The sequence below is a fragment of the Cellulomonas alba genome (assembly GCF_030362835.1).
Classification (GTDB): Bacteria; Actinomycetota; Actinomycetes; order Actinomycetales; family Cellulomonadaceae; genus Cellulomonas; species Cellulomonas alba.
This window is the reverse complement of record NZ_JAUCGQ010000001.1, coordinates 2,276,230-2,297,998: the sequence shown is the minus strand read 5'-3', so window position 1 is coordinate 2,297,998 and position 21,769 is coordinate 2,276,230. Positions and strand designations below refer to the sequence as shown.

Sequence of the window (21,769 nt, the reverse complement as noted above, 5' to 3'; positions counted from 1 at the left end):
GCGGTTCGGGGGCTCAGCGGCCGAGCACGAGGCTCATCGCCTCGGCGCGCGTGGCGACGTCGCGCATCTGGCCGCGCACGGCCGACGTCACGGTGCGCGAGCCCGGCTTGCGCACGCCGCGCATCGACATGCACAGGTGCTCGCACTCGACCACCACGAGCACACCCCGCGGCTTGAGGACGTTCACCATCGCGTCCGCGATCTGCGCCGTGAGCCGCTCCTGGACCTGAGGCCGCCGCGCGTAGACGTCGACGAGGCGCGCGAGCTTGGACAGGCCCGTGATGCGCCCGTCCGCGCCGGGGATGTACGCGACGTGCGCGACGCCGTGGAACGGCACGAGGTGGTGCTCGCAGGTCGAGTACACCTCGATGTCCTTGACCATCACCATCTCCTCGTGGCCGAGGTCGAAGGTCGTGGTCAGCACGTCCTCGGGGTCCTGCCGCAGGCCCGCGAAGATCTCGCGGTACGCGCGCGCCACGCGGTCCGGCGTGTCACGGAGTCCCTCGCGGTCCGGGTCCTCGCCGACGGCGACGAGGAGCTCGCGGATCGCCGCGCGCACGCGCGGCTCGTCGTACTCGCCGACCGCCCGGTCCTCGCTCGTCACCGGACCGATCGACGACACCACGCCGTCCGCGCTCATGCCGTCTCCGGCGCCGCGGCGGGCGGCACCTCGACGGCCTCGCTCGCGGGGTGCTCCTCGTGCGCTCCCGCGGCCTCGTCCTCGGGCACGATGGCGTGGCCGTTGTGCGACGCCTTCTCGGCGGCGGTCAGCACCGGCGGACGGTCGGAGACCGCGCGCTGGTCGGAGCTGAGCCACACCTGGCGCGGGGGTCGCTTGACGATCGGCTCGAAGACCTTGGCGAGCTGCTCGGCGTTCAGCGTCTCCTTCTCGAGCAGCTCGAGGACGAGGTGGTCGAGCACGTCGCGGTACTCGACGAGGATCTCCCACGCCTCGTCGTGCGCGCGCTCGATCAGCGCGCGGACCTCGAGGTCGATCGCGCCCGCGATGTCCTCGGAGTAGTCGCGCTGGTGGCCGACGTCGCGGCCGAGGAAGACCTCGCCCGAGTCCTGGCCCAGCCGGATCGCGCCCAGGCGGCTGCTCATGCCGAACTGGGTCACCATCTTGCGGGCCGTCGCGGTGGCCTTCTCGATGTCGTTGCTGGCGCCCGTCGTGGGGTCGTGGAACACGAGCTCCTCGGCGACGCGGCCGCCCATCGCGTACGCGAGCTGGTCGAGCAGCTCGTTGCGCGTCGTCGAGTACTTGTCCTCGAGCGGCATGACCATCGTGTAGCCGAGCGCGCGGCCGCGGGGCAGGATCGTCACCTTCGTCACCGGGTCGGTGTACCGGAGGGCCGCGGCCACCAGGGCGTGGCCGCCCTCGTGGTACGCGGTGATCTTCTGCTCCTTGGTGTTCATGACGCGCGTGCGCTTCTGCGGGCCGGCCACGACGCGGTCGATCGCCTCGTCGAGCGCGTGGTCGTCGATGACCTGGCCGTTCTGCCGCGCGGTGAGCAGCGCGGCCTCGTTCAGCACGTTCGCGAGGTCGGCACCCGTGAAGCCCGGCGTGCGCCGCGCGACCGCGGTGAGGTCGACGTGCGGCGCCATCGGCTTGCCCTTGGCGTGCACGGACAGGATGTGCTCGCGACCCTTGAGGTCCGGCGGCTCGACCGCGACCTGGCGGTCGAAGCGGCCGGGACGCAGCAGGGCGGGGTCGAGGATGTCGGGCCGGTTGGTGGCCGCGATCATGATGACGTTCGTCTTGACGTCGAAGCCGTCCATCTCGACGAGCATCTGGTTCAGCGTCTGCTCGCGCTCGTCGTGCCCGCCGCCGAGGCCGGCGCCGCGGTGACGGCCGACCGCGTCGATCTCGTCGACGAAGATGATGGCCGGCGCGTTCTGCTTCGCCTGCTCGAAGAGGTCGCGCACCCGGCTCGCGCCGACGCCGACGAACATCTCGACGAAGTCCGAGCCGGAGATCGAGTAGAACGGCACGCCCGCCTCGCCCGCGACGGCGCGCGCGAGGAGCGTCTTGCCGGTGCCGGGAGGCCCGTAGAGCAGCACGCCCTTGGGGATCTTGGCGCCCACGGCCTGGAACTTCGCCGGCTCGGACAGGAACTCCTTGATCTCCTGGAGCTCCTCGACCGCCTCGTCGACGCCCGCGACGTCCGCGAACGTGACCTGCGGCGACTCCTTGCTGACCAGCTTGGCGCGCGACTTGCCGAAGCTCATGACGCGCGAGCCGCCGCCCTGCATGTTCGCCATCAGGAACCAGAAGATGCCCAGGATGATGACGAACGGCAGCACGAGCTGGAGCAGGCTGCTCCACCACGACGTCTGCGGCACGACCGACGTGAAGCCCTTCGGCGGGTCGGACGCGACGATCGCGTCGGCCACGGTGTCGCCCAGCGGCTCCGTGTAGATGAAGTACACGGACTTGCCGTAGTCGGTGTCGCCCTGCTTGAGGTCCTCGGTCAGCGTGAGGTCGACGCGCTGCTGCCCGTCGGTCATCTTGGCCTGCTGGACCGCGCCGTCCTGCTTCAGCAGCGAGAGGCCGACCGACGTGTCGACCTTCTTCGCGCTCGGAGCGCCGAGGGTCGCGGCCGCGATCCACAGCAGGACGACGGCGAGGACGATCCACAGGATCGGGCCACGGACAAGGCGCTTGAGGTTCATGGGCGATCGGGGCGCGTGCCCCTCATCCTCCGCTCGCAGGGGTGCAGGTCATCGAACGTACACGGTCGACCTGGCGCGATCCGCCCCTGTTCGCCCAGGGCACATCAGCCCGTGGCGGACTGCACAGCACGTCCGTGCCGTGGTCACGCGCCGTACACGTGGGGGGCGAGCGTGCCGACGAACGGGAGGTTCCGGTAGCGCTCGGCGTAGTCGAGCCCGTAGCCGACGACGAACTCGTTCGGGATGTCGAACCCGACGTAGCGGACGTCGACCTCGACCTTGGCGGCCTCCGGCTTGCGCAGCATCGTGGCGATCTCGACGCTCTCCGGGCCGCGGCTGCGCAGGTTCGACAGCAGCCACGACAGGGTCAGCCCCGAGTCGATGATGTCCTCGACGATCAGCACGTGCCGACCGGTCAGGTCGGTGTCGAGGTCCTTGAGGATCCGCACGACGCCGCTCGACTTGGTGCCCGAGCCGTACGACGAGACCGCCATCCAGTCCATCTGCACGTCGGTGTGCAGCCGGCGCACGAGGTCCGCCATCACCATGACGGCACCCTTCAGCACGCCGACCAGCAGCAGCTGCTTGCCTGCGTAGTCGGCGTCGATCGCCGCAGCCAGCTCGTCGAGGCGCGCGTGCAGCTGCTCCTGCGAGAGCAGCACCTTCTCGAGGTCGTTCTCCACGTCGGCACGGTCCACCGGTGCTGCTCCTGTCAGTCGTGCTGCGCGTGATCGGCGGCCGCGGGCAGCTCGTCACGAGCCGGGGGCGCGCCGAGGAAGAGCCTGCCACACGCACGCCGCCCCACCAGCCCGCCGGGCAGCGCGACCGGTCCCTGCCCGCGCCACCGGGTGACGAGCGCGTCGAGCGCGTCGACGTGCTCCGCGCGCAGTGCACCCGGGGGCACGCCGGTCGCGAGCGCCGCGAGCCGCAGGGCGCGGACGCGGACCGCTCCGGGCGCCGCGGCGAGCGCCTCGGCGTCGATGCCCTCGTCGTCCGCGCCACCGGGCCGCCCGTCGTCGTGGCCGGGCGGGTCGACGACCGACGCGGCGACCACGCGGGCCTCGGCCAGCAACGCCACGGCCAGCGCGTCGAGCGCGTCGGCGTCGGCCCGGAGCTGCGCGGCCGACCGTGCGAGCGCCTCGGCGACGCCCGGCCCGAGCTCGCGCTCGAGCACCGGGAGCACCACACCCCGCACCCGGCTCCGCAGCGGTCCGCCGTCGGCCTCGTTCGTCGGGTCGTGCCACGGCTCGAGCCCGAGCGCGCCGCAGGCCGCGACCGTCGTGGCGCGCCGCAGCCCGAGCAGCGGTCGCCGGAACGGGACGCGCACGGCGGGCATCCCCGCGAGGGAGCGCGCCCCGGAGCCGCGGGCCAGCCCGAGCAGCACCGTCTCGGCCTGGTCGTCGAGCGTGTGGCCCAGGAGCACCGCCGCCGCGCCGCACTCGCGTGCCACGTCCTCGAGCGCCGCGTACCGCGCGTCACGCGCTGCCGCCTCCGGTCCGCCCGCGGCCCCGACCCGGACCGCCCGCACCACGACAGGCTCGAGCCCGAGCCGCCGGCACGCGCCCGCGGCCCGCTCGGCGACGGCCGCGGAGCCCGGCTGCAGCCCGTGGTCGACGACGACGGCCCCGGCGCGCAGGCCGGCCGGGCTCGCGGCCGACCCGCCGCGCTCGGGACCGGGCCTGGACCCCACGCGCGACGTCCGCCCCCCACGCTCCGCGACGAACGCGAGCGCCGCGGCGAGCGCGAGCGAGTCCGGGCCGCCCGAGCACGCGACGAGCACGAGCGAGCCCGGCGGCAGGCCCGCGACGCCGGCCGCGACCGCCGATCGGACGGCCGCGACCGCGGGGTCCGGCTGTGCCATGGTCCGTCGCCGCCCGCCGTCGTCCCTCGCGCCCGCCCGCGTCAGCCGTGCACCCGGCGCACCCACGCGCGCGGGTCCGACACCTCGCGCCGGCTCGGCAGGTTCTCGGGGGCCGCGAACACCGCGTTGAGGCCCGCGACGCCGACCTCCGCCTGCACGCCGCGGACGAACGCCGCGCCGTCGCGGTACTGCGCGAGCTTGGCGTCCATGCCGAGCAGGCGGCGCAGCAGGCGGTCCACACCACCGGCCCGCGCGTTCTCGTCCCGCCGCGCCTCGAACTTGCGGCGGATGTCCCGCACGCTCGGCACGACACCGGGCCCGACCTCGTCCATCGCGACGTCGGCGTGGCCCTCGAGCAGGGCCATGACGGCCGAGACCTCCTCGAACGCCTCGCGCTGCGCGGGCGGGAGCACGTCGAGCACCGACCCGCCCGGCTGCGTCAGCGCGCGCACGAGGCCCTCGACCAGCTCGGCCGCCGAGCTCGCGAGCCCGCGCGGGCCGGCGAGGTCCTCGAGCAGCTCGGCGGCCCGTGCGCGCAGGTGCACCGCGAGCCAGGGCGCGGCCGCGAACTGCAGGGCGTGCGTCTGCTCGTGCAGCGACACCCAGAGCCGGAAGTCGGACGGGTCGACGCCGATCTGGCGCTCGACCTGCAGGACGTTGGGCGCGACGAGCAGCAGCCGCCCTGGCTCACCGTCCGCGCCGCCGAACGGGTCGAACTGACCCAGCACCTTGCCCGCGAGCAGCGCGAGCACCCCACCGACCTGCACGGCACCGGCGGCGCGAGCAGCGGGCGGCACCGGACGCCCGCGGACCGTCACGGGGCCGACCATCGAGGCGAACACCTCGGTGTTCGCGGCGGCCCACCGGGCGCGGTCGACGACGAGCACGCGCGACGCCTGCGCGGGGGCGCTGCCGTCGGCGGGCGTCAGCTGCGTGATCCGCGACGCGTGCTCGGCGGCGCGGCCGGCAGCGGAGCGCAGCTCGGCGACGAGCGCGGTGAGCTCCTCGCGGCTCGCGCTCGGCCCGGGCGCCGCGAGCCGGCCCGCGATCCGGGCGGCGGTCGGCCAGTCGACGGGTCCTGCCTGCTCGAGCTCCACCGGCCCACGGTAACCGGCGGCGCGGGCGGCGCCTCTCGGGGCGGCCCGCCGCTGCGTCACCGGCACCCGCACCCGGCGAGCGACGTGACGAACGCGTCGATCGCGCGGCGCGGCGCGTCCTGGCCGCCGTCGGGCGTCTTGTCGGCCATGACGACGAACACCAGCTGCCGGCCGTCCGCGGTCTGCACCGTCCCGGCGAGCGACGTCACGTGCGACAGGCTCCCCGTCTTGGCCCGCACCAGCCCGCGCGCGGGTGACTGCGTGAAGCGGTCGTCGAGCGTGCCGGTCAGCCCGCCGATCGGCATGCCCACCGCGATGGGCCGCAGCGCGGGCTGGTCGGGGTCGGTGACGAGCCGCAGCAGCCCGGCCAGCAGGTCGGGCGGCAGCACCGAGCCGTCGGCGAGCCCCGACGCGTCGGCCAGCACGGCCGCCGTCGTGTCGAGCCCCAGCCCCTGGAGCACGAGCAGGTCCGCCTTCGCGCCGCCCTCGAACGTCGCGGGCAGCCCCTCGTGGACCGCGACGAGTCGCGCGAGCACCTCCGCGATCGTGTTGTCCGACGTCTCGAGCGTGTACTGCAGCACCTGGCCGAGCGGCGCCGAGCGCACCTCGCCGAGCACCTGCGCGCTGTCGGGGGCCGAGGTCCGCGTCGGGCTCCCCACGACCGTGATGCCGTTCTCGGCCAGCCGCGTGGCGAACGTGCGCGCGGCCTGCATCGAGGGGTCCGGCCACCGCGGCACGTACTCGCCCTCGCGCGTCTTGGCGATGTCCACCGCGACCGCCGTGACGGGTGCCGCGAAGCCGCCCGTCAGGTAGTCCGGGTGCCAGCCGGGGCTGACGGTCGGACCGGTGAACAGGGAGTCGTCCAGTCCGAGGTGCACGGTCGTCAGGCCCTGCAGCCTGAGCTTCTTGGCGGTCTGCCGGGCGAGGTCCGCGAGGCCGGCGTGCCCCACGACCGCGGCCGACGAGCCCTTGCCGGCCGCGAGCATCATGTCGCCGCCGCCCACGAGCACCACGCTGTCGCCGGCGCCGCGGACCGCCTGCGTCGGCAGCGTCGTGTCCGCGCCCAGGGCGGTCATCGACGCGACGGCCATCACGAGCTTGGCGGTCGACGCGGGGATGCGGCCCTGCGTCGGAAGGTGCGCCGCGACGGTGTCGCCCGTCAGCTGGTCGGCCACGAGCACGCCGACCGACGAGCCCATCCGGGTGTCGGCGACGAGCCCGTCGACCAGCTGCTGCACGCGCGCGTCGTCGGGCACGGGCGCCTGCGGGTCGAGCTCCTCGAGCGCCGGCGCGGCGTCGGCCGTCGGCATCAGGGCGCCCGGCGCGGTCGGGAACGGCGCCGCGGGCGACGGGACGGGCGCGAGCGTGACGACGCCCGGCACGAGGTCGTACGCGTCGGCCGTCACGTACGCGCCGCCTGCGAGCACGACGACGAGCGCGGCGGTCGCCGCCACGCGCCCCGCCTTCGCCATGGACCGTCCCGTCGTCTCGTGCTCGTCCGCGGTGCCCGTCCGCCGTGCCCGTCCGCCGTCTCTGGCGCTCCGAGCGCGGCCGTGACGAACCCGATACGGCGACCGGATCGCGGGTGCGTCAGACTACTGTCACCAGATCAGCGCGACGGACGACCCCGACGCGCCGGAACCGTTCGTCCACCGCCCCGGGATCGGGCGAGGACGCCGACCGAGGAGTGCTGTGGAGTTCGACGTCACCATCGAGATCCCCAAGGGCCAGCGCAACAAGTACGAGGTGGACCACGCGACGGGCCGCATCCGCCTCGACCGCATGCTCTTCACCTCGACGCGCTACCCCGACGACTACGGCTTCATCGAGGGCACCCTGGGCGAGGACGGCGACCCGCTCGACGCGCTCGTGCTGCTCGAGGAGCCCACGTTCCCCGGCTGCCTGATCCGCTGCCGCGCGCTCGGCATGTTCCGCATGCGCGACGAGGCCGGCGGCGACGACAAGGTGCTGTGCGTGCCGACCGGCGACCAGCGCGCCGCGTGGCGCCAGGACATCGACGACGTCTCCGACTTCCACCGCCTCGAGATCCAGCACTTCTTCGAGGTCTACAAGGACCTCGAGCCCGGCAAGTCCGTCGAGGGCGCCCACTGGGTGGGTCGCGCCGAGGCCGAGGCCGAGATCGAGAAGTCCCGGCAGCGCGCGATCGACGCGGGCTACAACCACTGACGCCAGGCGTCAGCCTCGCAGGGGCGGGTCACCGGACAGGTGGCCCGCCCCTCGTGCGTCCGGAGCGCCGGGCACTGGGGCATGTCGGTGGTTCGTCCTAGCGTGGAGGGGTCCACCGACGAGCACCTTTCGAGAGCACGCGGGAGCAGACATGCCACACGGCGACATCACGCACATCGACATCCCGGTCGACGACATGGAGCGCGCGACCGGCTTCTACGGGGCCGTCTTCGGCTGGTCGATCTCGGCACCGCCGGGCTTCGACGACTACCCGATGTGGTCGGCGCCCAACAAGATCAGCGGCGGCGGCTTCGGAGCTCGTGACGAGAAGCTCCAGCAGCCACGCAGCTACGTGGAGGTCGACTCGATCGACGACACGCTCGCACGGGTGGTCGAGCTCGGCGGCGAGGTCCTCGTGCCGAAGGCGCAGATCAGCGAGACGAGCTGGTGGGCGGCCTTCGTCGACACCGAGGGCAACCGCATGGGGCTGTACGAGGGCCACACGGACTGAGCATCGGGTCGCCGTGCGCCGGTCGCCGTCCCGTGCGCGGCCGGCGTGCGGCGACGCCCGATCGGCGGGCGGTGTTCGCCGCGTCAGGGGCGACCGGCGTACGGCATCGTGCCCGACCAGCGCATCGCCGTGATGCGCACCGTGAGGCCGGGGCGCGGTGCCTCGATCATCTGGCCGCCGCCGATCCACATGGCGACGTGGTAGATCGAGCTGGGGTTGCTCGGGTCGGTCGCCCAGAACACGAGGTCGCCGGGCCGCAGGTCGTCGTAGCTGATCTTCTTGACCTGCTTGTACTGGTCGCGCGACGTGCGGTTGAGGTTGACGCCCGCCTTGCGCCAGGCCGTCATCGTCAGGCCGGAGCAGTCGAAAGACGACGGACCCGCACCGCCCCAGACGTACGGCGAGCCGAGCTCGGCGCGCGCCGCGTCGACGGCCGCCGCGCCCATGGCCGCGCTGCCGCGCGACGTGCCGGTGCCGAGGCCGTACGCGGAGCCACCCGGGGACGAGCCACCCGAGGACGATCCGCCCGAGGACGAGCCGCCGCTGGAGCCGGAGCCGGAGGAACCCGCGCCCGAACCGGAGGAGCCGGAGCCGGAGGAGCCCGAACCGGAGGAGCCGGAGCCCGACGAGCCGGAGCCGGACGACGACCCACCGCCCGACGACGAGCCGCCCGATGACGAGCCGGAGTCACCGTCCGAGTGCCCGGAGCCGCTCGAGCCCTGGTCAGATCCGCCCGACGACCCCGATCCCCCGCCGGATCCGGAGCCGGACCCCGACGACCCGGACGAACCCGACCCGGACGAACCCGCCCCGGACGAACCCGCGCCTGACGAACCAGAGCCCGACCCGGACGACGAACCGCCGGAGCCGCCCGACGAGCCGGCCTTCGAGCCGCCCGACGAGTGGTGCGCCTGCTCCTGCGCGTGCGCCGCCGCGAGGGCCTGCGCCTTGGCGCGGGCGTCTGCGCGCTCCCGCGCCTGCTGGTCGAGGAAGTCCTGGCGCTGTCGCTCGACCGCGACGCTCGTGTTCCGCGCCTGCGCGAGCCGACCGATCAGCTGGTCGCGCTCCGCCGACGCGTCGTCGACCTGCTGCTGCGCGTCCTTCTGGGTCTGCTCGGCGACGTCGAGCGCGTCGGCGGCGTCCTTCTTGGCGGCCGCGGCGGCGTCCGCGTCGTCCTGCGCGCGCGTCGCGAGCGTCGTGGACACGACCTGCGCGGCGCGGTAGTTCTGCACGGCCTGGTCGACCTTGCCCGTCACCTGGTCGAGGGCGACCGTGCGGCGCGCGACGTCCTGGAAGCCGTCGGCCGAGAGCACGGCCTGCAGCATGTCGGTCGACCCGCCCGAGCGCGCCATCTGGCGCATGAGCGCGACGAGCGTCTCGCGGGTCTCCTCGGCCGACGCCTCCGCGGTGTCCGCGCGCTGCTGGGCGGCGTCCGCGGTGGCCTGGGCGGCATCGGCGTCGGCGAGCGCCTGGGTGTAGCTCTCGCCCGCCTGCTGGACCTTGACGTCGGCCTCGTCCGCGACGGTCGCGAGCTGGGCGAGCCGGACCTCGATGTCGGCGACCGACTGCGCGGCGTCCGTGACGGCGTGCTGGGCGTCCGCGACGTCCTGCTGCGACGGCGGGGTCGGCGCGGCATTGGCAGAGGTGGCGCCGATCGTCCCCGCGAGGGCGAGGGCGCCGAGGGCTGCGACGAGGCGCGCGCGACCGCGACCGCGTCTGAGCCAGTTCCCGTCCGTCACGCCGTGCTGCCTCTCCCCGTCCGCCTCGAGGGCGGCCGTGCTGCCGCCCCTGGTCTGCCCTCGGCTGCGCGCGGCCCGATCTTGAGCTGCTGCCGGCCCGGCCCGCGCTACCTGCACGGCGGGCTGCGATGCCCGCGCCCCTCGGACGCTACCGGCGCTAATCCCAGAAGTGAACATCAGTCACACGAGTAACAGGAGTCACAGGAGTGTGCTTCGGGACGAATCGGGCGCGGCGGCGACAGCGTCACCCGTTCGCCACGCGGACCCCCGGCTGCGGTCGCGGTCGCGGACACACGCGCGACCGCATCGTGAGACGGCCGTTTCACGTACCGGATCGGTCTGTCTACTCTCGGCGCATGTTCCGTCGAATGTGTCGCTGACCAGCGCACGTTCGGCATGCCTGCGGGCAGGTCACCGTCCCTCGAGACGCGGCCCTGACCTCGCCGAGCCCGGCTCGACCGTGCGCCACTCCACCCCACTCCCCGCGGGACGGACGTCGGCTGCCCGAGCTCCCCGCGGACCAGCGATCTCTCGCCTGACGACTGATCACCGACCCGAACCGCGAAGGAGCCACCATGAGCAACGAGAGCTGGAACTTCGAGACCCGCCAGATCCACGCCGGCCAGTCCCCGGACCCGGCGACCGGCGCCCGCGCGCTGCCGATCTACCAGACCACGTCGTACGTCTTCGACAGCGCCCAGCAGGCCGCTGACCGGTTCGCGCTCAAGGAGCTCGGCCCGATCTACACGCGCATCGGCAACCCGACCCAGGAGGTCGTCGAGAACCGCATCGCGAGCCTCGAGGGCGGCGTCGGCGCCCTGCTCGTGGCCTCGGGCCAGGCGGCGGAGACGTTCGCGATCCTCAACGTCGCCGAGGCGGGCGACCACATCGTCGCGAGCCCGTCGCTCTACGGCGGCACGTACAACCTGCTGCACTACACGCTGCCGAAGCTCGGCATCGAGACGACGTTCGTCGAGGACCCGCACGACGCCGACTCGTGGCGCGCGGCGATCCGCCCGAACACCAAGGCGTTCTTCGCCGAGACGATCCCGAACCCCAAGTCCGACGTGCTCGACATCGAGCTCGTCGCGGGGGTCGCGCACGAGTACGGCGCGCCGCTCATCGTCGACAACACCGTCGCGACGCCGTACCTCATCAACCCGCTGCAGTGGGGCGCCGACGTCGTCGTGCACTCGGCCACCAAGTACCTCGGTGGGCACGGCTCGGCGATCGGCGGCGTCATCGTCGACGGCGGCACGTTCGACTACCAGCAGTACCCGGACCGGTTCCCCGGCTTCAACCAGGCCGACCCGTCGTACCACGGGCTCGTCATCGGCGAGACGCTCGGCGTGAACGGCATCTTCGGCGTCAACCTCTCCTACATCCTCAAGGCGCGCATCCAGCTGCTGCGCGACCTGGGCTCGGCGGTGTCGCCGTTCAACGCGTTCCTGATCTCGCAGGGCATCGAGACGCTGTCGCTGCGCGTCGAGCGTCACGTCGCGAACGCGCAGAAGGTGGCCGAGTGGCTCGAGGCGCGCGAGGACGTCGTCAAGGTCCACTACTCGGGCCTCGAGTCGAGCCCGTGGCACGCCAACCAGGTCAAGTACGCCCCCCGGGGCGCGGGCGCGGTGCTCGCGTTCGAGCTCGAGGGCGGCTCGCCCGCCGGTCAGGCGTTCGTCAGCGCGCTCGAGCTCCACTCGAACGTCGCGAACATCGGTGACGTGCGCTCGCTCGTCATCCACCCGGCCTCGACCACGCACAGCCAGCTGACCCCCGAGGAGCAGGAGCTCTCCGGCGTGACGCCCGGCCTCGTGCGTCTCGCGGTCGGCATCGAGCACATCGACGACATCCTCGCCGACCTCGACGCGGGCTTCCGCGCGGCCAAGGGCGCCTGACGATGCCGGGCCGCGGGTCCGCGACACCGGTGGCACCCGCCGCCGCGCGTCGCGGACCCGCGGTGCCCGAGGGCTGCCGTGGCTGACGGCGACACCGACGACGACCGGGACGGCGGTGCCGTCCCGGAGGGTGGGCCGCTCGGCCCGCCACCGGACCAGTACGTAGATTGGGGCCTCGTGCAGGACGAGACGCTCACCTTCGGACGCGCCAAGGCGCGCCCGCGCACGGTCGCGAGCCGCGTGCCGCTGCCCGAGCGCCCGCCCGTGCCGGCGTCCGCGGCGTGGCGTGACGGCGACCCGGTGGGCCGCCGTCGGTTCGCGGACCTCGGGCCGTTCGCGCTCGAGTCGGGCGGCCGCCTGCCCGCGGTCCGGCTCGCCTACGAGACCTGGGGCGAGCTCAACGAGGACGGCACCAACGCGGTGCTCGTGCTGCACGCGCTGACGGGCGACTCGCACGTGACGGGTGAGCCCGCCGAGGGCCACCCGACCGCCGGGTGGTGGCAGTCGATGGTCGGGCCGGGCGCGCCCATCGACACCGACCGATACTTCGTGGTCGCGCCCAACGTGCTCGGCGGCTGCCAGGGCTCGACGGGTCCCGCGTCCACCGCGCCCGACGGCCGCCCGTGGGGTGGGCGATTCCCGCTGCTGACCGTGCGTGACCAGGTCGCGGCCGAGATCCGCCTCGCCGACCTGCTCGGCATCGACTCGTGGGCGCTCGTCATCGGTGCCTCGATGGGCGGCCAGCGCGTGCTCGAGTGGGCCGTCATGGCACCGGACCGGGTCGAGGCGATCGCGGCGATCGCGACCGCGGCGCAGACGTCGGGCGACCAGATCGCCGGCTTCCACACGCAGCTGTCCGCGATCCGCGCCGACCCCAGCTATCGCGACGGCGACTACTACGACGCCGCCGACGGCGACGGCCCGCACGTCGGCCTCGGCATCGCACGGCAGATCGCGCACCAGACCTACCGGTCGGCCTTCGAGCTCGACGAGCGGTTCGGCCGCATCCCGCAGGGGGCCGAGGACCCGCTCGACGGCGGGCGCTTCGCGGTCCAGAGCTACCTCGACCACCACGGCGACAAGCTCGCGCGCCGGTTCGACGCCAACACGTACGTGGTGCTGACGCGGACGATGATCACGCACGACCTCGGCCGCGACCGCGGCGGCGTCGAGGCGGCGCTCGCGCAGATCACGGCCCGCGCGCTCGTGATCGCCGTCGACTCCGACCGGCTCTTCCCGCCGGCGCAGTCCGAGCGGATCGCCGCGGGCATCCCCGGCTCGGGTCCCGTGCGGACCGTGCACTCCGACTACGGGCACGACGGGTTCCTGATCGAGGAGGACCTGGTCGGCGCGCTGGTCAGCGAGTTCCTCGAGGACGGCGTCCGCTCCCGCTGAGGCTGCCGCGGCTTGTCGCGGGCGTGTCGGGTGGCAGCAGCGGACTCAGCGCACCTCTCGACGCCCGTGCCCGTCCGCGGCCCGCGGCCCCGCTGTGCGTCGTGCGGGCCGTCCGACGCGGCGGGTCGCCGTCGCGTCGCGGCTGTGCCGGGGGACTGCTGGCACCATGACGCGCATGACGAGCGCCGACCTCGCTGCTGCCGACACCGCGCTGCGCGCCCAGTGGCGCCGCCTGCGCGGCTGGGTCGAGGAGGTCGTCGACGACTCCGTGGCCGGCGAGGCCTCGGTGCTGCCCGGCTGGACGGTCGCCGAGCTCGTGGCGCACCTCGGCCGGGCGATGGATGCGCTCGCCGTCTGCACGCCTGCGCCGCCGGGGACGATGCCGCTGACGCTCGGCGAGTACGTCAGCAGCTACCCGGACCGCGCGGCCGACATCGCGCAGAACACCCGCGACCTCGCCGCGGAGATCGCGCGCGACCCGCTGCCCGAGGTCGACCGGCGCGCCGCGGCGGCGTTCGCGCTGCTCGACGCGCACCGCGGTGACGACCTCGTGGTCCAGGCGCGGCGCGGACCGGTGCTGCTCTCGACCATGACGACGTCGCGCGTCGTCGAGCTCGTGGTGCACGCCGACGACCTGCTCCGCTCGGTGCGGCGCGTCGCCGGTTCCGGGCCCGGTGTCGACCCCGTGGACCCTGCGGCGCTGCGGTTCGTCGCGGACGCGCTGCTGGGCATCGTGCTGGCGCGCGGCGGGTGGGACCTCGCGGTCGCCGACCCGCGCGCGTGGATGCGGCTCGCGACCGGGCGGACCTCGTACGACGTCGACGTGCTCGCCGCCGCGCTCACGCCGGCCAGCTCCGCGGACGCGGTGCCGGACCTCGGTCGGATGCTCCCGCTGCTCTGACAGGTGAGACGGCGTCGGTAGCGTGGCGTCGTGCTCGCCGCCTACGCCGCCCGGTTCTCGCCCGACGACCCGCTCACGGGGCTCGAGGTCGGCGAACGGCCCGAGCCGGTGGCGGCCGAGCACTGGACCGTCGTCGACGTCCGCGCGTCGGCGCTGAACCATCACGACCTGTGGTCGCTGCGCGGCGTCGGCCTGCGCGCCGAGCAGCTGCCGATGGTGCTCGGCACCGACGCCGCCGGCGTCACGCCCGACGGCCGCGAGGTGCTGCTGCACGGCGTCATCGGTGGTGGGCTCGGCCACGGCGTCGGACCCGACGAGCCGCGCACCCTCCTGTCGGAGCGGTACCCGGGCACGCTCGCGGAGCGCGTCGCGGTGCCGACCTACAACCTCGTGGACAAGCCGGCCGAGCTGTCGTTCGTCGAGGCCGCGTGCCTGCCGACCGCATGGCTGACGGCGTACCGGATGCTGTTCGTCAACGGCGGCGCGACACCGGGCCAGCGGGTGCTGGTGCAGGGCGCGGGCGGCGGTGTCGCGACTGCGGCGGTCCTGCTCGGCGCGGCCGCGGGGCTCGAGGTCCTCGTCACGAGCCGCGACGAGGACCGCCGGGCCCAGGCGCTCGAGCTGGGCGCCGCGGGCGCGTTCGAGACGGGCGCCCGCGTGCCGCGCGCCGACGTCGTGCTCGAGACCGTGGGGCGCGCCACCTGGTCGCACAGCATCCGATCGGTCCGCCCCGGCGGCCGCGTCGTGGTCGCCGGCGCGACATCGGGCGACGCCGACGCGGCCGAGCTGCAGCGCATCTTCTTCCAGGAGATCACCGTCGTCGGCACCACGATGGGCTCGCGCGAGGACCTGCAGCACCTGGTCGCGTTCCTGGCGCGGACCGGTGTGCGGCCGCTCGTCGACTCCACGTTCCCGCTCGCGCGGGCGCGCGACGGACTGGCGCGGCTCGCCGCCGGGGCGCAGTTCGGGAAGGTCGTGCTCGAGGTCTGACGGCGCCGGGACGGCCGCACGTCAGGTCGCCGGCACTCCCGCGGCCTCCGCGAGGGTCGGGCCGCCGTCGCCCATGCGCCAGGAGCGCCAGCCGTCGATGCGCGCGAGGCTGCCGGCCGCCGCCGCGGCGGCGAGGTCCGGGTCGGCGTACGTCCGGCCGTCGGGCAGCTGGATGAGTCCGTCCTGCCGCAGCAGCGCGACGAGCCGCTGGTCGCGGCGCTCGCGGTACCAGACGAGCGTCGTGATCGCGCGGCGGCGCTTGGCGAGCGTCGCGAGCTCGGGCACCGGGAGCCCGTCGTTGCCCGTGGTCGACGACCGCTCGGGCGGCGCGCCGGGCGGGGCCGCGGCGGGCTCTGCGGCGGGGCGCACCTGCTCTGCCGCGGGGCGTTCGGGCTCGGCGCGCGCGGGCGCGGGCGGCAGCGGCAGCGGCAGCGACGTGGCCGACGTCCCGAGCGGCGCCGGGAACGACCCCGCGGGCGCGTCGAGCGCGGTCCACGCGACCGACGCCGGCGCGACGGGCACGTCCAGCGCGGTTGCGGCAGGCTGGGCCGCCGCGGCGGCCGGGGGCGCGGCTGCCGACGCCGTCTCGTCTGCCGACGTGGTGGCCGGCGCGGCGGGCGCCCCGGCGGTGGACCCGGTCGCCGCCCCGGCCGGCGACGGCGCGGCCGTGACCGGCGACCCGGCGGCCGCCTGCCCGGCTGCGGCCCGAGGCGCGGCCGAGAACGCGGACCCCGGAGCGGCGACCGGCGGCGCGCCGTGCGGCGGCGTGAGCGGGCGGGGTCCCCCGGAGACGGCGGGCAGGTGCTGGCCCGGCGGCTGGAGCGAGCCGTGCGGCGGCTGCGACGGCGCCGGCTGCTCGGGCCGGAACGGCGGCTCCAGCTCGGCCGGGTCGTGGGCGAGCGGGGCGTGCAGCGGCGCGGGGACGGGCGGCACGCCGGGCGCCGGCGTGTGGCCGTTGGTGGGCCGGGACGCCGCGCCGTCCGGCACGCGGACGCCCGTCACCGGCGTGATCGCCTCGGGCGACGAGACGCGGTGCGGCGGGTTGACGACGGCTCCGGGCATCGGCGGCCGCGACAGGTTGAGCCGCCCCGAGTCGTACGCCATCGCCGTGGCGAACGCCTCGCTCGAGCGCACGAGCCGCAGCGCCGTCGGCTCGACCGACCGCCGCACGGTCTCGTGCGTGGCGAGCGGCGAGACGTCGATCATCCGGCGGTCGTCGACGCCACGGACGACGCCGACCTGCAGCACGTCGACGTGCCGGCCGGGACCGCGCAGGAAGGCGAGCGTGTCGCCGGCGGCGGCCGCGACCTCGGAGCACAGCAGCACGAGGCGCACGCCCTCGCGGCGGCTCGTCGTCGCGCCGAACGCGACCTGCTCGCGGAACGCCGCGAAGTCGACCGGGAACCGGCTCGGGTCCGGGTGGTAGGCGCGCGCGAGGTCGGTCGTCGTCATGCGTGCCGCAGCCCCGGCGTGGCGCAGGGTGGCGACGACGGCGTCGTCGTCCACGACGGGCACGACCTCGACGATCACCGGGCGGCCCGTCGAGTCGAGTGCGAGCAGCTCGGGGACGTCCGCGTGCTCGGGTGCGGTGGAGCGCGCACGGACGACGAAGAGCGGTTCGCCGGCGACGGCCGCGAGATGGTGCGTCAGCAGCGCGGCACAGTCCTGGCCGAACGATCCCGGGAGCGGCTGCATCGGCTGAACGAGGCGCGGACGCCCTTCGTCCAGCTCGAAGATCGGCATCTCGGGACCTCTCCGGGGCGCGCGTGCACGGCGGTGACACCCATGGTTCTGACGCGCCGGGGCCGGCGCGCACCCAGGGTGCCACAGCGGACGCCGCGCCCGGCACGAGCGAACGGGTGGCGCGCCGGATCACTCGAACGCGTGGCCGCGCGACCGCGCCCCGGCACGCGCACGGCTCGCGCGCGGACGCGGACGGCGCCGCCCGTCAGGCGGTCTCGCCAGCCGCGAGCGCGGCCTCGACGCGCTCCACCTTGGCCGTCAGCTCGCCGGTGTGACCGGGCCGGATGTCGGCCTTCAGCACGAGGCTGACGCGGCCCGCGCCGCGCCCGGCGGCCTCGGTCGCGCGCCGGACGACGTCCATCACCTCGTCCCACTCGCCCTCGATCGTGGTGAACATCGCGTCGGTGCGGTTCGGCAGGCCGGACTCGCGGACCACGCGCACCGCCTCGGCGACGGCCAGCGACACGGACTCGCCGACACCCAGCGGCGACACGGAGAAGGCAACGAGCATGTCGCCACCCTCACGGCTCGTCCGCCGGTTGTCCACCGGCGTCCGCGGCGCGGTCGCCGGGCCTAGACGGTGAGCTCCTCCCCCGGCGCGAGGACGGTGAGCGGCACGTCGATCAGGGCGTCCGGGCTCAGGAAGCGCTCGACACCCGCCTGACCGGTCGGGCTGAGCATGATCTCGTGGACCTGGACCAGCCGGCGGGGCGCGACGGCGCGCACGAAGTCGACGGCGTCGCCGATGCGCGTCCACGGGCCGCTCGTCGGCAGCAGCAGCGTCTCGACCGTCGCGGGCGGGACGTCGTACGCGTCGCCGGGGTGGTAGACCCGGCCGTCGATCAGGTACCCGACGTTCGCGACGCTCGGCACGTCGCGGTGGATCACGGCGTGCGAGCCGCCGTGCACCGCCACGTCGAAGCCTGCGACCTCGAACCGGTCGCCCGGCGCGACCGCGCTGACCTGGCCGCCGGCCCCGCTCCACCGCGCGACGAGCGCCGCCGGTCCGTACACGCGCAGGTCCGGCCGGTCCCCGAGCGCGCGGCGGATCAGCCCCTCGTCCACGTGGTCGAAGTGCTCGTGCGTGACGAGCACGGCCTGGGCCGCCGCCACGGCCTCGGCCGCGTCGGGTGTGAACGTGCCGGGGTCGACGACGATCCGGCCGCCGCCCTTGACGAGCGACACGCACGAGTGGACGTGCTTGATGAGCTGCACCTGCGTCTCCTTGCGTCGAGTTCTACAGGAGTGACTGTACAGATAGCCCTGTAGACATCTAGCCTCGGACGGTGACCGACCACGAGCCGCCGCCCTCCGCCGCCGCGCTCGCCGCCCACCTCCGGTCGGCGATCAGCGGGCTCGTCCGGGCCACGCGCCCGACGGACCAGCTCGCGCCCAGCCCGGCCGCCGTGCTCGACCTGCTCGACACCCGCGGGCCGCTCACCACCGCGGAGCTCGCCGCAGCGCGCGGCGTGCGACACCAGACGATGGCCGCGACCGTGAAGGACCTGACCGACACGGGTCACCTGACCGCAGGACCGGACCCCGCGGACGCCCGCAAGAAGCTCCTCGCACTCACGCCCGCCGGGGGGTCGGCGATCAGGGCGGAGCGCCACCGCCGCGTCGCCCGGCTCGCGGATGCGGTCGACGTCGCGCTCGACGACGCCGACCGCCGGACGCTCGCGCGCGCCCTCGAGCTCGTCGACCGCATCACCGACGTGGTCGCGGAGCGGCGCCCCGCCGGACCCGACGGGCAGCCCCTGACCGGCGACTGGTGACGGGCCGCCGAGTCCGAGGTCAGCGTGCGACGCGCGCGAGATGCGCCGCGAGCAGCTCCGCGAGCGCGACGCCCTCGACGCCCGCCAGGTCGCCGGCCTGCGTGCGGCACGAGAAGCCGTCGGCGAGCAGCACGTGCTCGGACCCCGGCCGCGACGGCAGCTCGCGCAGCGCGGGCAGCAGCGACCGCTCGGCCACCGCGACCGACGTCTCGTAGTGCCCCTTCTCCATGCCCCAGTTGCCGGCGAGGCCGCAGCAGCCCGCGGCGACCTGGATGTCGGCGCCCGCGGCGCGCAGCAGGCGCTCGTCGGCCCGGAAGCCCATCACGGAGTAGTGGTGGCAGTGCGGCTGCACGACGGCCGTCACGCCCGCGAGATCCGGCGCCTGCCACGCGTCGCCCGGGCCGAGGGGCGCGGGGGCGGTCAGGAGCTCGGCCAGCGTGTGCGTGCCGGCGGCGACGGCCTTCGCGCGCGGGTCGTCCGGGAACAGCTCGAGCAGGTCGGACCGCAGCACCGCGGTGCACGACGGCTCGAGGCCGACGATCGGCACGCCGTTGACGGCGAACGGCCCGAGCACCGTCAGCAGCTGCTCGAGCCGCTTCCGCGCTCCGTCGAGCTGCCCGGTCGTGATCCACGTCAGCCCGCAGCACGCCTCGCCGTCCGGCACGACGACGCGGTACCCGGCGTCCTCGAGCACGGCCACCGCGGCCCGCCCGACCCCGGGCGCCAACGAGTCGGAGAACGAGTCGGCCCACAGCACGACGAACTTCTCACCGCGAACGGCGTCAGCACCCGAGCCACCGTCACGGGCAGGCGACACGGTCGCGTCGCCGGCGGACGCCACGCCGGAGGCGGCATCCGAAGCGAGGGGGCGGGAGTCGACGAGCCCCGCAGCCCGAGCCCAAGCCCGAAACGGCCGTCGCGCGAACGCCGGCACCCCGCGCCGAGGATCCATCCCGCCGCCCGCCAGCACCACCTTCCGCAGTGGCCCGAACGACAGCACGGCGTTGACGAGCGGCCCACCCCCGGGCACGGCCGTGATGGCCCGCGCCCACCGCGGCAGCCAGCCGAGCGCGTAGTGCGACACGGGCCGCACGCGCCGACGGTACGTCCGGTACAAAACCTCGGACTTGTACGCCGCCATGTCGACGCCCGCCGGGCAGTCGGACGAGCACGCCTTGCACGACAGGCACAGGTCCAGGACGTCGTGGACCTCGGGCGACGCGAACCCCCCGGTGACGAAGCCCCCGTTGACCATCTCCTGCAGCACGCGCGCGCGGCCGCGGGTCGAGTCCTTCTCGTCGCGCGTCGCGAGGTACGACGGGCACATGAACCCGCCGTTGGCGGTGTTGTCGGCGCGGCACTTGCCGACGCCCGTGCAGCGGTGCACCGCCGTGGTGAGGTCGCCGTGGTCGTGCGCGAACGCGAAGCCTCCCGAGCCGAGCACGGGTCGGGCGTGCGGCCGGCGGAGGTCGGCGTCGAGGGGCCCGGGGTCGACGAGCACGCCCGGGTTCAGGAGCCCGTCGGGGTCGAGCAGCGCCTTGAACGCCCCGAACAGCTCGATGACGCGCGAGGAGTACATGACCGGCAGCAGCTCGGAGCGCGCGCGGCCGTCACCGTGCTCGCCCGAGAGCGAGCCGCCGTGCGCCGCCACGAGCCCCGCGGCGTCCGTCATGAACTCGCGCAGCGGGTCGCCGGAGCGTTCGAGCGGGATGTCGAGCCGCAGGTGCACGCAGCCGTCGCCGAAGTGCCCGTATGCGAGGCCGTCGACGCCGTGGCGGGACATGAGCCCCTCGAGCTCGCGCAGGTACGCGCCGAGCCGCTCGGGCGGGACCGCGGAGTCCTCGAACCCGGGCCACGCCTGCTCGTTGCCGGGCGTGCGGCCGCCGAGGCCCGCGCCGTCCTCCCGGATGCGCCACATGGCGGACGCCTCGGGCCCGGGCGGGAACAGTCCGACCGCGCCGGTCCCGGCGTCCGCGGCGAGCGCCTGCGCGCGCGACATCGCCTCGTCGAGCGTGTCGCCGCCGACCTCGACCATCAGCCAGCCGTTGCCCGCGGGGAGCGTCGGCACCGCCCCGGGACCCTTGACGCGCCGCACGACGTCGACGAGCCGCGAGTCCATGCCCTCGATGGCGAGCGGCGCGTGCGCGAGCAGCGCCGGGACCGCGTCGGCGGCGGTCGGCATGTCGGGGTAGCCGAGCACGACGAGCACCGGCGCGGCCGCGATCGGCACGAGCCGCAGCGTCGCGCCGAGCAGCGTGCCGACCGTGCCCTCGGTGCCGACGAGCGCCTTGGCGAGGTCGCGGCCGTTCTCGGGGAGCAGGTGCTCGAGCGAGTAGCCGGACACCTGCCGCGTGAAGCGACCGAGCTCGGTGCGCAGGACGTCGAGGTTCGCGCTGACGAGCGCGTCGAGCCCGGGGACCGCGTCGAGGGAGCCCGCCCCGGCCGTGAACCGCCGCCCCGTGCCGTCGACGACGTCGAGTGCGAGCACGTTGTCGGCCGTGCGCCCGTACGCGACGGCCCGCGGCCCGCACGCGTTGTTGCCGATCATCCCGCCGAGGGTCGCGCGGGTCCACGTCGACGGGTCCGGCCCGAACCGCAGGCCGTGCGGCGCGGCGGCCTTCTGGAGGGTCGCCATGATCGTGCCCGGCTCGACGACCGCGGTGCGCGCGTCGGGGTCGAGCGACAGCACGCGGTTCACGTGGCGCGAGAAATCGAGCACGATGCCGGGCCCGATCGAGTTGCCGGCGACGGACGTCCCGGCGCCGCGGGCCGTCAGCGGCACGCCGAGCGTGCGCGAGACCTCGAGCGCGGCGAGCACGTCGTCGGTGTCGAGCGGGAACACGACCACGCGCGGCACGACGCGGTAGTTCGACGCGTCCGTGGAGTACTCCGCCCGGCGGCGCGAGGAGTCGTCCACCGAGCCCCTGACGGCCGCGCGCAGCGCGGCGACGACGTCGGTGCTCGTCAGGGTGGGAGTCGACACGGCTGCAGTCTCGCACCGC

The 21,769-nt window shown here is 74.9% G+C and carries 18 protein-coding genes; 7 read left to right on the top strand and 11 right to left on the bottom strand.

Annotated elements, in window-relative coordinates; genetic code table 11:
• Nucleotides 1-13 precede the first annotated feature (13 nt).
• The 6 genes from folE to dacB all read right to left on the bottom strand — a co-directional run bounded on the left by folE (nucleotide 14) and on the right by dacB (nucleotide 7,103).
• Nucleotides 14-640 carry a GTP cyclohydrolase I FolE gene (folE, locus tag QRT04_RS10485; protein WP_289455166.1) on the bottom strand — a complete coding sequence of 209 codons (627 nt, stop codon included), beginning with the start codon at nucleotides 638-640 and terminating at the stop codon, nucleotides 14-16.
• The gene (ftsH, locus tag QRT04_RS10480) at nucleotides 637-2,673 is read right to left on the bottom strand and encodes an ATP-dependent zinc metalloprotease FtsH (RefSeq protein WP_289455165.1); all 2,037 of its coding nucleotides are present in this window, start codon (nucleotides 2,671-2,673) and stop codon (nucleotides 637-639) included. Before ftsH ends, folE begins: the two co-directional genes overlap by 4 nt.
• Nucleotides 2,674-2,816: 143 nt before the next feature.
• On the bottom strand, nucleotides 2,817-3,371 hold the full coding sequence (gene hpt / locus QRT04_RS10475; RefSeq protein ID WP_289455164.1) for a hypoxanthine phosphoribosyltransferase: 555 nt from the start codon (nucleotides 3,369-3,371) through the stop codon (nucleotides 2,817-2,819).
• Between the two features lie 14 nt (nucleotides 3,372-3,385).
• A complete protein-coding gene (gene tilS, locus QRT04_RS10470) occupies nucleotides 3,386-4,534 on the bottom strand; it encodes a tRNA lysidine(34) synthetase TilS (protein ID WP_289455163.1) in 1,149 nt (382 codons plus the stop codon).
• Nucleotides 4,535-4,575: 41 nt separating this feature from the next.
• Nucleotides 4,576-5,631 (bottom strand): zinc-dependent metalloprotease, encoded by a 1,056-nt coding sequence (locus QRT04_RS10465; protein ID WP_289455161.1) that lies wholly within the window; start codon nucleotides 5,629-5,631, stop codon nucleotides 4,576-4,578.
• A gap of 56 nt (nucleotides 5,632-5,687) precedes the next feature.
• A complete protein-coding gene (dacB, locus tag QRT04_RS10460) occupies nucleotides 5,688-7,103 on the bottom strand; it encodes a D-alanyl-D-alanine carboxypeptidase/D-alanyl-D-alanine endopeptidase (RefSeq protein ID WP_289455159.1) in 1,416 nt (471 codons plus the stop codon).
• A 220-nt stretch (nucleotides 7,104-7,323) separates the two neighbouring features.
• Here dacB and QRT04_RS10455 point away from each other — a divergent pair, with 220 nt between their 5' ends.
• On the top strand, nucleotides 7,324-7,818 hold the full coding sequence (locus QRT04_RS10455) for an inorganic diphosphatase (RefSeq protein ID WP_289455158.1): 495 nt from the start codon (nucleotides 7,324-7,326) through the stop codon (nucleotides 7,816-7,818).
• A gap of 151 nt (nucleotides 7,819-7,969) precedes the next feature.
• Nucleotides 7,970-8,329, top strand: a complete 360-nt coding sequence (locus QRT04_RS10450) for a VOC family protein (protein ID WP_289455157.1) — start codon at nucleotides 7,970-7,972, stop codon at nucleotides 8,327-8,329.
• A gap of 83 nt (nucleotides 8,330-8,412) precedes the next feature.
• Here QRT04_RS10450 and QRT04_RS10445 read toward each other — a convergent pair whose 3' ends face one another.
• Complete coding sequence (locus tag QRT04_RS10445; protein WP_289455156.1) at nucleotides 8,413-10,068, bottom strand: C40 family peptidase; 1,656 nt, start codon at nucleotides 10,066-10,068, stop codon at nucleotides 8,413-8,415.
• Between the two features lie 575 nt (nucleotides 10,069-10,643).
• Here QRT04_RS10445 and QRT04_RS10440 point away from each other — a divergent pair.
• The 4 genes from QRT04_RS10440 to QRT04_RS10425 all read left to right on the top strand — a co-directional run bounded on the left by QRT04_RS10440 (nucleotide 10,644) and on the right by QRT04_RS10425 (nucleotide 15,249).
• Nucleotides 10,644-11,963: a bifunctional o-acetylhomoserine/o-acetylserine sulfhydrylase gene (locus QRT04_RS10440; protein WP_289455155.1), complete on the top strand. Its 1,320-nt coding sequence runs from the start codon at nucleotides 10,644-10,646 to the stop codon at nucleotides 11,961-11,963.
• A 240-nt stretch (nucleotides 11,964-12,203) separates the two neighbouring features.
• A complete protein-coding gene (gene metX, locus QRT04_RS10435; RefSeq protein WP_289455764.1) occupies nucleotides 12,204-13,358 on the top strand; it encodes a homoserine O-acetyltransferase MetX in 1,155 nt (384 codons plus the stop codon).
• Nucleotides 13,359-13,533: 175 nt separating this feature from the next.
• Complete coding sequence (locus QRT04_RS10430) at nucleotides 13,534-14,259, top strand: maleylpyruvate isomerase N-terminal domain-containing protein (protein WP_289455154.1); 726 nt, start codon at nucleotides 13,534-13,536, stop codon at nucleotides 14,257-14,259.
• A gap of 30 nt (nucleotides 14,260-14,289) precedes the next feature.
• Complete coding sequence (locus QRT04_RS10425) at nucleotides 14,290-15,249, top strand: zinc-binding dehydrogenase (protein WP_289455153.1); 960 nt, start codon at nucleotides 14,290-14,292, stop codon at nucleotides 15,247-15,249.
• A gap of 21 nt (nucleotides 15,250-15,270) precedes the next feature.
• Here QRT04_RS10425 and QRT04_RS10420 read toward each other — a convergent pair whose 3' ends face one another.
• From QRT04_RS10420 to QRT04_RS10410, 3 genes are all read right to left on the bottom strand, one after another.
• A complete protein-coding gene (locus QRT04_RS10420) occupies nucleotides 15,271-16,992 on the bottom strand; it encodes a restriction system modified-DNA reader domain-containing protein (protein ID WP_289455152.1) in 1,722 nt (573 codons plus the stop codon).
• Between the two features lie 205 nt (nucleotides 16,993-17,197).
• A complete protein-coding gene (locus QRT04_RS10415) occupies nucleotides 17,198-17,503 on the bottom strand; it encodes an MTH1187 family thiamine-binding protein (protein WP_289455151.1) in 306 nt (101 codons plus the stop codon).
• A 62-nt stretch (nucleotides 17,504-17,565) separates the two neighbouring features.
• Nucleotides 17,566-18,207 carry an MBL fold metallo-hydrolase gene (locus QRT04_RS10410; RefSeq protein WP_289455150.1) on the bottom strand — a complete coding sequence of 214 codons (642 nt, stop codon included), beginning with the start codon at nucleotides 18,205-18,207 and terminating at the stop codon, nucleotides 17,566-17,568.
• Between the two features lie 71 nt (nucleotides 18,208-18,278).
• Here QRT04_RS10410 and QRT04_RS10405 point away from each other — a divergent pair, with 71 nt between their 5' ends.
• Nucleotides 18,279-18,767, top strand: a complete 489-nt coding sequence (locus QRT04_RS10405; RefSeq protein WP_289455149.1) for a MarR family winged helix-turn-helix transcriptional regulator — start codon at nucleotides 18,279-18,281, stop codon at nucleotides 18,765-18,767.
• 19 nt (nucleotides 18,768-18,786) lie between these two features.
• On the opposite strand, the gene QRT04_RS10400 is transcribed toward QRT04_RS10405, so the two are convergent.
• Complete coding sequence (locus QRT04_RS10400; RefSeq protein ID WP_289455148.1) at nucleotides 18,787-21,750, bottom strand: FAD-binding and (Fe-S)-binding domain-containing protein; 2,964 nt, start codon at nucleotides 21,748-21,750, stop codon at nucleotides 18,787-18,789.
• Nucleotides 21,751-21,769 lie beyond the last annotated feature (19 nt).